Raw genomic sequence first — 12,039 nt, 5'->3', positions numbered from 1 at the left:
GTTGCCGGCGTGCGCCACCATTCCGAGGCCCCAGGCATTGGGCATGCGCCCGAAGCGCAGCTCTCCAAGATCGCGGTTTCGCACCTCTGCCCAGGCCCGCCTCGCCACGATACCCTCACCCACGTTGAAGCCGGGTCCGGGCGGCAGCGCCGTGGACACAAAGGGATCCCGGAGCGCGGGCAGCACCGCCGGTTCCTGGCCTGCATAGAAGCTGCCGGGGGTCGAGCCCGCCACCAGGTTATCCAGAACGTCCACCATCATCTTGACGCGAACGTCCTCGCTGAGATGGATCTCGGGGGCAAGACGAAGCCGCAGGTTCGCGTATCCCAGGGTGTCGGCGTCGCACTCGGCGGGGCCTTCGCGGATGTTGTTATCCGGTTTGCACAGGCCGGCGCCAACGAGCCCCTGCCCTCGCAGCCGCTCGAGCGGCTTGAAGCGGGTGAACGGATCGGGTACCCCGGGAAGCGTGGGATGGCGCCCCAGCCACAGGGTGTTGAGCACCTCCCCGCGAGCGCGCATGTAGCCGTGCAGCGTCAGCACACTTTGCGGAGCCGTCCACTGCGTTGTTGCAGGCACCCCGGCCGGCTCGGACGCGCCGGCCGGGCTGGCTGCCTGCGCCTCTGTCCCTGGAGGCTCGGGCCCGGCCAGCGACTCGCGCCGGGCAGGAGGAGCAGCTGGTGAGCTCTCATCGGCCTCCGCCTCGGAGTCCAGCACGGGCAGCTCGACCCGTGGGGGCTGCAGCCGCGGGCCATCGTCCTGCAACAACGACGCCCCCCCGGACGGACGCAGAGACCCTTGTGCCGATCGCGACGTCCTGGACCGCGTGTTGGCAGCGTTCGCAGAGTCACCCTGGTCCTCCTGCCCGGCGTGCTGCGCCTCGACGGGACCGGCTGCGCATAGCAGCGATGCGGCACACAACACAGAAACGGGCGCCAAACGCATGAATGGACTCCTTCGGCGCCGCAGAAACCGGAGCCGCGCCGCGGGCTGGGTAGCATGGCGCCGTTCGAGCGGTCAAACCGTAGGCGAACCGGCTTGACTCAGCGCAGCGGCAGTAGCAAGTGACCGCGATGGCCGTTCGGCTCTTCGCACTCGGCGGGCTCGGCGAAGTAGGGATGAATTGCATGGTGTTCGAGCACTCGGGCTCGAGCATGATGATCGACTGCGGAGTCACCTTTCCGGGTGACGCCCTGGGCGCGGACGTGGTTCACCCGAGCTTCGCGCCGGTCCGCGATCGCAACGCGCGATTCAAGGCATTGGTGATCACCCACGGGCATGAAGACCACATTGGAGCGGTACCCTACTTGCTGCAGAGTTTCGACGTTCCGGTGTATGGACCTCGATACGCCTTGAGCCTGGTGCGCGATCGTTTGAAACAAACCAGGCTGCCCAACGAGCCCAAGCTGATACCCATGGAGGCGGCTTCCCGAATACGGGTGGGCCCCTTCGAGGTCGAGCCGATTCGTGTGACGCACTCGATTCCCGACGCTTATGCGCTGGCGATTCGCACCCCCGAAGCGCTGGTCGTTCATAGCGGCGATTTCAAGATCGATCCCACACCACCCGACGGCGAGCACTTCGACGCGGCGCGCTTGGGGGAGCTCGGCCGTGAGGGCGTGGACCTGCTTCTGAGCGATTCGACCAATGTCGACGAGGCCGGGCATACCGGCAGCGAGGCTACCGTGGCTGGCGCACTGCTCGAACGCGTGCGAGCGGCAACGGGACGGGTGATCGCCTCGCTGTTCGCTTCCAACATCTACCGCATCCAGGCGCTGTTCGAGGCGGCGGAGCTGACCGGGCGCGGCGTGCTGCTGCTCGGACGCTCGCTACACAACCACGTGCGCGTGGCGAGCGAGCTGGGCCTGCTCGGGCGCCGTAGCGAGGCCTTGCTTATTACTCCCCAAGCGGCGGCCTCCACAGCCCCCAACCGACTGTTGGCGATCGTTACCGGCTCCCAGGGCGAAGGTCAGGCCGCGCTGGCGCGACTCGCGGCCGGCACCCATCCGCAGCTGACGCTCGAGCCCGGCGACGACGTTCTTCTTTCGTCGCGGGTCATTCCCGGCAACGAACGCGCAGTGCATCGCATCGTCGACGATCTCGAACGCCAGGGCGTGCGCGTGTTGCACCGCCGCTGCGATCCTGAGCTGCACGTGAGCGGCCACGCCTGCCGCGAGGAGCAGCGCCGCCTCCTGCAGCTGATCGATCCGGGCTGCTTCCTGCCGGTACACGGTACCTTCCATCACCTGTCGCGGCATGCAGAGCTTGCACGCAGTCAGGGTGTCGATCAGGTGCAGGTCGTCGAAAACGGCACGGTTGTGGAGCTCGACGCCACTGGACTGCGCGCCATCGGAAACGTGGAGGCCGGCCGGGTATTCCGGCATGCGGGGGTGGCCATCGACCGGACGGCTCTGCACGCCCGGCGCATGCTGGCCGGCCGCGGACTGCTCGTTATCGCGCTGAAGCTGGATCCCGAGCTCGGCTTGCTGGCGGAGCCCCGAATCCTCATGCGAGGGGTACTCGACGAGCCCGGCCGTTCAGAGCCGTCTTCGCATCCAGAGCTGCCTTCGGGGGCGGCATTGCAGGACGAGGTGCTCAAGTGCATCAGAGCGACGTTGAAGCGTCTCGGAAGCGCAAACGGCGCTCGTGAGATCCAGCAGTGCGAGCAGGCAGTCTCCAAGGCGGTCGCCCGTCTTGTGCGACAGCGCCTGGGCTGGGCGCCCGTGACCGAAACCCTGGTCACGTTGATCTCCCGATGAGACCGCCGATCGAGCTTCGCGGCGCCTGCAGCCCCTTCGTCCTGTGGGCATGCCTGTGCGCGATCGCTTGCGGCAGCGACCCGCAGGGGCCTGCGCATCGCCCAGCTACGCCCCTGCGCGCTGAGCCCGTCTCTTCGGGCTGGCGCAAGGCCGCGCACTCTGCAAGCAGCACGCCGCACCGAAGCTCCGCGTCGGTAGGGCGGCGGGTTCGGTCCCGTTGCCTTGCCAGCGTGGCGAGGGATGCGGGACGCAGCGATCGATGGTAGTGCAGGTAGCAATCTCAAGCGTGAAGAAAGCCGTATATGCACTCTGAAGCAACCCGTATCAGCCCGGTGTTGGTGGAGCTCCAGATCGAGGTCCCCTGGGAGCGGATACGGCACGATCTGGACAGTGCGTTCTCGGAGCTGCAACGCTCGGCCCGGATCAAGGGCTTCAGGCAAGGCAAGACGCCTCGCAGCGTCGTGCGCAACGTGCTTGGCAAGCAGGTCAAACGCAAGGTGACGGCGAGCCTCGTCCGGGAGGGGCTGGAGGTTGCCGTGCGCGAACACGAGCTGCACCCCGTGGCCTTGCCGGAGATCGAGACCCCGACCATTCGTCAAGGCGATCCGCTGATGTTCAGCGCGAAGCTGGAGGTGCGGCCTACAATCGAGGACATCGACACGTCATCCTTGACGATTCAGCGAAAGGTCGAACCGGTCTCCGAGGATCAGATCGAGGAGCGCATCAAGCAGCTTCAGCGCCACCAGGCTGACCTGGTGGTCCCCGAGCCGGCTCGGCCGGCCGTGTTGGGCGACCTGGTCACGGTCGATTACACCGTTGTGGTCGATGGGCAGGAGCGACCCGATCTGGCTGCAAGCGACCGCCAGATCGAGGTTGGCTCGGATCAGGTGCGACCCGAATTCACCGCGGGACTGATAGGACTCGTTCCTGGCGACATCCGGACACTGACGATCCCCTTTCCCCACGACGATCCGGCCGCGCGGCTGCGTGGCAAGGAGGTTCGCTTCGACGTGACCGCCAAGGCCCTGCACGAGCGGGTTCTGCCTGACATCGACGATGAGTTCGCGCGCGATTGCGACTTCGAGACCCTGGCCGAGCTGCGGGCAGACATCCGCAAGCGCCTGGAGTTGCTGGCCGAATCTCGTTCGGCCTCGGGTTTACGCGAGCAGGTCGTGGACGCCCTCGTCCAGAGCAACCCGATCCCTGTCCCGCCCACCTTGGTGCAACAGGAACAGCAGTCCATCCAGCGGCGGCTCAAGTTGCTGCGCCAGAGCCTCGGCGAGCAGCGAGCGGCCGACGAGCCGCTGCCCGACGGGCTGGCCGCACGCGCCGAAAGCAAGGTGAGGGCGGCCATCCTGCTGGGGGAGCTCGCGCGACGTGAAAACCTGGACGTGACCGAGGCGGAGGTGGACACGAAGCTCGAGCAGATCGCCGAACAGACGGGCAAGCACGTGGCCAAGGTCAAGGCCGACTACCAGGGTGAGCGCAGGGACACCCTGCGCAGCGAGCTCCTCGAAGACAGGCTACTTGAGTATCTGCTGTCGCGGGCTACCATCAGGGAGGCCGAGCCCGGACATGACCCCGGGCAGACGGGTCAGCCCGGCGAGGCGCGAGACACGGAGGCAGCAGGCGTTGAACCGTCAACGGACGACTCAGGCAAGGAGGCAGGCTGAGATGGGGTTCGAAGCGAACAGACTGTACATTCCGAATCCGACCGTCGTCGAGACCACGCACCGTGGCGAGCGGCAGTCGGACGTCTTCAGCCGGCTACTCAAGGACCGTATTGTGTTCCTGGGCTGGGAAATCGAAGACACCGCAGCGAATCTAATAATTGGTCAGATGCTCTTCCTGGAAGGCGAGGATCCCGACAAGGAGATCACCCTGTACATCAACAGTCCCGGCGGGACTATCACAGCCGGGCTGGCCATCTACGACACCATGCAGTACGTGCGCTGCCCGGTCGCCACGGTATGCCTCGGGCAGGCTGCATCCATGGCCGCCTGGCTGGTCGCCGCGGGCGCCAAGGGCTCCCGGCGCGCACTGCCCAACAGCCGCATCATGATCCACCAGCCGCTTGGCGGGGTACGGGGGCAGGCGAGCGACATCGAAATCCACGCCAAGGAGATCCTGTTCCTGCGCGAGCGCCTCAACCGGATCATGGAGCACCACACGGGGCAGCCGGCGGACAAGGTGCGCAGCGACACCGAGCGCGACCGTTATCTTTCGGCCCAGGAGGCCGTGGAGTACGGAATCATCGACAGCATGATTCAGCCGAGGAGCGGATCGGATAAAAAGGAAAAGTAGGGGATACGCGAATACCAGACATATTTGGACACCCTGGCGTTTCCTTGCTGGGACTCCGGGCACTTGGTAGCCTGATCGGTGAGGCGGCGAATAGAATGCCGGCGAAGCAGATGTAGGTGGTGAGCAGGTCGACGTGGACAAGCGGCGAGATGACGGGACAACGAACCTTCAATGCTCCTTCTGCGGAAAGTCGCAGAAGGAGGTCAAGAAGCTGATAGCCGGTCCCACCGTCTACATCTGCGACGAGTGCATCGGCCTGTGCAACGACATTATCGCCGAGGAAGTCGAACGCGACGACTCCCTGTCGAGCGGAGGACCCCTACCGAAGCCGGCGGAGATCAAGGGGGTCCTTGATGAGTATGTGATCGGCCAAGAGCGTGCCAAGAAGATCCTGTCGGTTGCGGTGCACAACCACTACAAACGGATCGACTCCCGCATAGCCACCGATGACGTCGAGCTGCAGAAGTCCAACATCCTGTTGTTGGGCCCAACCGGTTCCGGCAAGACCCTTCTGGCGCAGACGCTGGCTCGCATTCTGAATGTCCCCTTTGCAATCGCCGATGCGACGACTTTGACCGAAGCCGGCTACGTGGGCGAGGACGTCGAGAACATCATCGTGCAGCTGCTACAGAACGCCGATCACGACGTTGAGAGGGCCCAGCGAGGAATCGTTTACATCGACGAAATCGACAAGGTCGCGCGCAAGGGTGACAACCCCTCCATTACGCGAGACGTCAGCGGCGAAGGTGTGCAGCAGGCCTTGCTGAAGATCATCGAAGGTACCATCGCCAACGTCCCTCCCAAGGGAGGCCGCAAGCACCCCCAGCAGGACTTTCTTCAGGTCGACACGACCAACATCCTGTTCATCTGCGGTGGAGCTTTCGTCGGCTTGGAGCAGGTGATCGAGCGTCGTATCGGCCAGAAAACGCTGGGGTTCGGCGCGGAGGTCTCCTCCAGGAAGGAGAAGCGCGTGGGCGAGCTGCTGGAGCAGGTCCAGCCTGAAGACCTGCTGCGCATCGGGCTGATTCCTGAGTTCATCGGTCGCTTGCCGGTCATCGCGACGCTGCACGAGCTGAACGACGACGCGCTAATCGATATTCTGACCAAGCCACGCAACGCCCTTGTGAAGCAATTCCAGAAGCTGCTCGAGATGGATGGCGTGAAGCTCAAGTTCGCGAAGGGAGCGCTTCGGGCGGTCGCAAGCGAGGCCCTCAAGCGCCGCGCCGGTGCGCGCGGCCTGCGCGCGATTCTCGAATCCGCGATGCTGGACATCATGTACGACGTCCCATCCAACAAGGGCATCAAGGAGGTGCTCGTCAACGAGGAGGTGATCCTCAAGGGCGAGAAACCGCTCATCGGATACGAGAAAGAGGCTGAGCTCGCGTGAAGGAAGCATGAGTCGCCTCGAGCCCAATCCCGTCGCCGATTTCGAGCAATAGGCCATGTTCTTCAATCGCAACGACGACTACGGCGACCGCCAGGCGACGCGAATCCTGCCGCTGCTGCCGCTGCGAGACATCATTGTCTTCCCCCATATGGTCGTGCCGCTGTTCGTTGGACGCGAACGCTCCATCAACGCGCTCGAAGAAGCCATGAGCCACGACAAGGAGATCCTCCTTGCCGCGCAGAAGAAGGCAAAGACGAACGACCCTTCCCCCGACGACATCTTCTACATGGGCACGGTAGGAGCCATCATTCAACTGTTGCGCCTGCCCGATGGCACCGTGAAGGTCCTGGTCGAAGGCAAGAGGCGCGCGCGCATCGAGCGGTTCATTCCCAACGACGACTTCTTCCTCTGTGAGCTGATCCCGATCGTCGAACGTTTCGACAGCAACCTCGAGCTTCAGGCACTGACGCGTTCAGTGCAGACCACCTTCGAGTCCTATGTCAAGCTCAACAAGCGCATTCCGCCTGAGACGCTGGTGTCTGCGCAGGCTATCGATAACCCGGCCCGCCTCGCCGACACCATCGTGGTGCACCTGACGTCCATCAAGCTTGCAGACAAGCAGGCCATCCTGGAAACCGTGGATCCGGCGCGAAGGCTCAGTCGTCTCTACGAGCTCATGACTGCGGAGATCGAGATTCTCCAGGTTGAAAGGAAGATCCGGACGCGCGTCAAGAAGCAGATGGAGCGCAGTCAAAAAGAGTACTACCTGAACGAACAGATGCAGGCGATCCAGAAGAAGCTCGGCGAGCGCGACGAGTTCAAGAGCGAGCTGCACGAGCTCGAGGACAAGGTCGCCAAGAAGAAGCTCAGCAAGGAAGCCGAGATCAAGGTGTCCAAGGAGCTGAAGAAGCTCAAGATGATGCAGCCGATGAGCGCTGAAGCGACCGTAGTTCGCAATTACATCGACTGGATCCTGGCCTTGCCCTGGTACGAGAAGAGCGAAGAGAACCACGACGTCGACAAGGCGGATTGTATTCTCGACGAGGACCACTACGGATTGCAGAAGGTCAAGGAGCGCATCCTCGAGCACCTGGCCGTGCACGCATTGGTGAAGAAGGTTCGCGGCCCCGTGCTGTGCCTGGTGGGACCGCCGGGCGTGGGCAAGACCTCGCTAGCCAGATCGATCGCGCGTGCCACCGGAAGAGACTTCGTGCGCCTGTCGCTCGGTGGAGTCCGAGACGAGGCCGAGATCCGGGGGCACCGTCGAACGTACATAGGTGCCCTGCCGGGACGTATCATCCAGTCGCTCCGCAAGTCCGGCCATAACAATCCTGTTTTTCTACTCGATGAAGTCGACAAGATGTCGTCTGATTTTCGAGGTGATCCTGCATCGGCGTTGCTCGAGGTTCTGGATCCGGAACAGAACCATGGCTTCAACGATCACTATCTCGATCTCGACTACGACCTGTCCGATGTGATGTTCGTGACCACCGCGAACACGCTCCAAGGCATCCCGCTGCCCTTGCAGGATCGCATGGAGATCATCGATCTCAGTGGTTACACCGAATTCGAGAAGCTCAACATCGCCGTGCGCTATCTCGTGCCGCGCCAGAAGGAGGCGGCCGGGCTGAAGGATGTCGACCTCGAAATCACGGAAAACGCCATTCGAACGGTGATCCACCACTACACCAAGGAGAGCGGCGTAAGGAATCTGGAACGCGAGCTCGGATCGATTTGTCGCAAGGTGGCGCGGGAAGTGCTCAAGGACGGCGGCAAACGCCCGGGCTCAACCAGCGCCCGGCCGGACACGGACGGCTCAAGCGGATCCACTGAAGCGAGTCGGCGAAACGGGCACGATAGACCGCGTGGATCCGAAGAGCCCGATGCCGGCAAGGGCAAACGCGACAAGGCCAAGGCCGACAAGCCCGCTTCGGATCGAGCCGCAACCGATAACGCCAAAGCCGAACGGAGCGGTCCCGACCAAGGTGGCGGTGACAAGGGCAGCCTCGACAAGCCCGAGCGACCCAGGTACCGGATCGTCGCCAAGACGATTCCCAAATACCTGGGCGTGCCCAAGTTCCGGCCTGACAAGCCCAGCGACAAGGACGAGGTGGGCCTGACGAACGGGTTGGCCTACACGCACTTTGGCGGTGCGATCCTCGAATGCGAGGTCGCCGTGGTTCCGGGCAAGGGCAAGCTGGCCATCACGGGCCTGCTCGAAAAAGGGATGCAGGAGTCCGCCCAGGCGGCCATGAGCTATATCCGCTCACGGCAGAAGCTGTTGGGCCTGGAGGAAGACTTCTATCAGCAGAACGACTTCCACGTGCACTTCCCCGAGTTCGTGCCCAAAGACGGCCCCAGCGCTGGCATCACCATGGCGACGAGCATCGCTAGCGCGCTGATGCGGATTCCGGTGCACCGAAATCTGGCGATGACCGGCGAGATCACCTTGCGAGGCCGAGTCATGCCCATCGGCGGCTTGAAGGAAAAGCTGCTCGCCGCGCACCGTGCAGGCATCACCACGGTCGTCATCCCCCGGGACAACCGCAAGGACCTGAGGGAGATACCCAGACGCGTGCTCGGCGCCACCCGAATCGTGCTTGTGGAGCACATGGACGAGGTCTTGTGCGAGGGGCTGTGCCTGAGCAATCCGGATGAGCTGTTCGGGCAACGCGTCCGGCCCCTGGAGTATCGAAACGGCAAGCTCGTAGCAGACAAGCCCCCCGACGCGGTCGATGGCGACCGGGATGTACCTGCGCCTACCGTCGACGCCCCGGGCGCCCGGCAGTAGACGAGCCCTGCTGCGGCCGATTTCAACCGCGGCCAGCCGATTTCGACCCCGGCCAGCCGATTTCAACCGCAGTCGTGCGTACTGCTCGGGCGACTCCTCGGGCCCCTGAAGGACGATGACGCGCGCGTCGTTCCGATCCTCAAATCGCTGGCGCCTATTCTGTCGGAATGGGAATGGCACGACCTGTTCATGGAGTCGGACTACGACCTCGTACGGGCCGACCTGGCGTGCCCCCGTGGGGACGTGGTATCCGTGCGCCCTCGGCCGGAAGCCGGTGCAGTCAGCTATGCTGCTGCTACAGGCGCTCTTGGCTCCGCTCATTGACTTGACTCACTTAGGGCCCGCGGAAGAATAACTCGTGTGTTTCGGTGAGGACTGGGCGCCGCTGGCGAGGCGCGACGACGAGGAGTATTGGGGATACTTCGAGGAGGAGCAACATAGCCAGCGGTGGTCAGAACCGGCGAAATGGATGAGTTATTCTTCCGCGGGCCCTTAGGGCGGGTAGCTCAGTGGTAGAGCAACGGCCTTACAAGCCGTGGGTCCGCGGTTCGAGCCCGCGCCCGCCCACCCCCCCAGGACGCTCAACCCGAGGCTGGCTCGCGTCGGTCACCAGCCTCCGGCTCGATCGGCCGATTCGCCCGCGCAGGCGGCCGCGTCTTCGTTTCGGCATCCTCGACATGGACTATGCGTCCGGTGCCTCGACTGTGTCCTGGGAAGCTGGCCCTGTTCACGAGCTTCTCGTAAGACGAGTTCACACCCATCGCAGGCCTCCGCGTGGAGGATTGGGAAGCGGGCGATCCGCCATACCTGTAAGGAGGCTCCGCGAATAACCGCTCCGGCCCGGGCGCGTTGCCGGAGTGCGGTCGCGAGCGCGCCCGGAGCATGCTACGATGATCGTGCTGCGGAGTTTGCAGGCATGGCGTTCGGTGCAAGCGTAGTCGAAGCGTATGAGCCTGGATGCCTGCAGAACGCTGCCTTCCGTTCTTGGGTCTTGGCCGCCTTGGTGCCGGCGGTTCAGTTCGGCGCCCCGGAGCAAGCCTCCGGGCAGGAGAGTCAGGCCCAGGGTGCGACACACCGTGCCCCGACGCCTGCGTCTGAAGTGAAGCGATCGACCGACACCGGCGGCCGCGTGGGTGCCAAAGCCCCAGACCCAGTAGCGACGCGTGTTGACGAGAAGCCGACGTCGGCGCGAGCCGCGCTCGCTCCGAGAAGCCCAGCCCCTGAACGCAAGCCGGACGATGTAGACAGGCGTGCGTGGCTAAGGCATGGGGTGGAAGTAGCGGCTACAATAACATCGCCAGGTCGGCTTCGAGGCGCCCGGCCAGCAAGGCGCGCCGTCGCGCGAATAGTCCCTGTATTCGAAAGCAGTGCAACACCGCCGGACGGGATGGATCGAAATCGAAGCGTTGATGCTATTTCGACCCGACGCCAGGGTCAGCGATGCACCAAGCAGCACGGTAGCGTCAGCTGTACTCCGCCAGTCCGCCACGTTGCGGGAGCCGGAGACGCTGCGGCTGTTGCGGACGCCATGGCGGTCGCGGACGTCGCACAGGGTCATGAACCGCTGCGCGTTGCCGACGACGCCGAGCACGGCACCGAAAAGAGACCAGATTCCAGTGGGCGCGCAAAGACGGTGGCGATGATCAAGCGTGTAGTCTGGAAGCCCGGCATCCCGGCGCTCGGCACGGGGGTCGTGCTCTACTTGATCGGCCGTGGCAAGGGACACAGCGAGCCCCGGCGAGGCCTTCAGGCCGGGGTCGGCGTGACGCCACGTGGAGCCGCGGCCGCCATGACGCTGAGCTTCTAAGGGGTCGGGTCAGAATACCGATCGACAGAATTGAGAATCCAGGTGCAAGAAGAGCCGCCCCCGCAATGGGAGATGTAGGTGCCCCTGCGTCCACATCCCCATGCGACGCTCGTGCGACTGTCAATGGCGGCTGCCTGGATCTGATTCTTGGGACAGTGCAGGTCCACTGCGGCATGGGACTTGAGTTGACCGGCAGTGGCACCGCAGCCTGAAGCAAGAGCCAGCACCAAGGACCCGCAGAGCCGGGCGGCGCCTCCCAACAACGAGCCCGCGGACGCGAGCACCGGTCCCGGCCGGGCCGTGCGACCCGCCCTCTGACCGCCGCAGGTCGCCGGCTTCACGTAGGGCAAAAACAGCACGTTGGTCTCCAGCTGTCCGGTTGCTCCCGTCCTGGACCTCAGTAGACGAAGCCCAGATGAAAGACAACCCCGACGACCCGTGCCGGCCCGGCGTGCGCACCGTCACCGTCTACCGGGGTGCTCCAAGCCGTCGCATTGCCTGGCGATTGACTTCACGAGGGGCTCGATCTCGCTCCTTCGAGCATACACGAGACGGTGGCAGGTGCGGCGCATCGCTTCTGTGAGCTCCTCCGCGCGCGAGTGTCCGAGCTGACTGAGCGTATGCTCGAGCGCGTCCACCGCAGCGACAAGCACCTCGAGACATACGCCATCGGCCCGTACGGCCACGCGCAGGGCCTCGCGGACCCCGGCCAGTCGATGCACCAGCGAGCGTCGCTTTCGGCATTCGGTCGGCAAGGACGCTGGGGCACTGCTGCTGTTCACGGAGCCAACTACATCTGGCCGGGCAGCGTCGGAAAGACACGGCCAACCCGGAGCCAGGAAGGAAAGAACGGCGATTGCCGCGTCGACGTCATGGCCCAATTGGGGCATTCTGCGCGCGAGCAGCTCGTGAGCTGCACACACGGGAGGACCATGTAGCCACGCGATCATGGAAGCGGCCCGCTTCCCGCAAGACCGCACTCTCCGGACCAGCC

8 protein-coding genes and 1 tRNA gene are annotated in these 12,039 nt (G+C 64.2%); 7 read left to right on the top strand and 2 right to left on the bottom strand.

Annotated elements, in window-relative coordinates:
- On the bottom strand, positions 1 to 942 hold a 942-nt coding region (locus MJD61_19010), incomplete at its 3' end, for a hypothetical protein (protein ID MCG8557353.1).
- A gap of 128 nt (positions 943 to 1,070) precedes the next feature.
- Between MJD61_19010 and MJD61_19005 the strand changes: the two genes are divergently transcribed.
- The 7 genes from MJD61_19005 (at position 1,071) to MJD61_18975 (ending at position 11,045) form a co-directional block, all read left to right on the top strand.
- The gene (locus MJD61_19005; GenBank protein MCG8557352.1) at positions 1,071 to 2,756 is read left to right on the top strand and encodes a ribonuclease J; all 1,686 of its coding nucleotides are present in this window, start codon (positions 1,071 to 1,073) and stop codon (positions 2,754 to 2,756) included.
- 302 nt (positions 2,757 to 3,058) lie between these two features.
- Complete coding sequence (gene tig / locus MJD61_19000) at positions 3,059 to 4,429, top strand: trigger factor (protein ID MCG8557351.1); 1,371 nt, start codon at positions 3,059 to 3,061, stop codon at positions 4,427 to 4,429.
- A gap of 1 nt (position 4,430) precedes the next feature.
- Entirely contained in the window at positions 4,431 to 5,060 is a 630-nt protein-coding gene (locus MJD61_18995) for an ATP-dependent Clp protease proteolytic subunit (protein MCG8557350.1), read from the top strand.
- A 133-nt stretch (positions 5,061 to 5,193) separates the two neighbouring features.
- On the top strand, positions 5,194 to 6,447 hold the full coding sequence (clpX, locus tag MJD61_18990; GenBank protein MCG8557349.1) for an ATP-dependent Clp protease ATP-binding subunit ClpX: 1,254 nt from the start codon (positions 5,194 to 5,196) through the stop codon (positions 6,445 to 6,447).
- Positions 6,448 to 6,502: 55 nt separating this feature from the next.
- Positions 6,503 to 9,238, top strand: coding sequence for an endopeptidase La (gene lon / locus MJD61_18985; GenBank protein MCG8557348.1), 2,736 nt, complete (start codon positions 6,503 to 6,505; stop codon positions 9,236 to 9,238).
- Positions 9,239 to 9,733: 495 nt separating this feature from the next.
- Positions 9,734 to 9,805: transfer RNA gene (locus MJD61_18980), tRNA-Val, on the top strand.
- A 961-nt stretch (positions 9,806 to 10,766) separates the two neighbouring features.
- Complete coding sequence (locus MJD61_18975) at positions 10,767 to 11,045, top strand: hypothetical protein (protein ID MCG8557347.1); 279 nt, start codon at positions 10,767 to 10,769, stop codon at positions 11,043 to 11,045.
- Positions 11,046 to 11,506: 461 nt separating this feature from the next.
- Here MJD61_18975 and MJD61_18970 read toward each other — a convergent pair whose 3' ends face one another.
- The gene (locus MJD61_18970) at positions 11,507 to 11,827 is read right to left on the bottom strand and encodes a hypothetical protein (GenBank protein ID MCG8557346.1); all 321 of its coding nucleotides are present in this window, start codon (positions 11,825 to 11,827) and stop codon (positions 11,507 to 11,509) included.
- Positions 11,828 to 12,039: the final 212 nt, after the last annotated feature.

The organism is Pseudomonadota bacterium, assembly GCA_022361155.1.
Lineage (GTDB): Bacteria > Myxococcota_A > Polyangia > Polyangiales > JAKSBK01 > JAKSBK01.
Note: the sequence above shows the minus strand (reverse complement) of the source record. Positions and strands in the feature narration are given on the sequence as shown.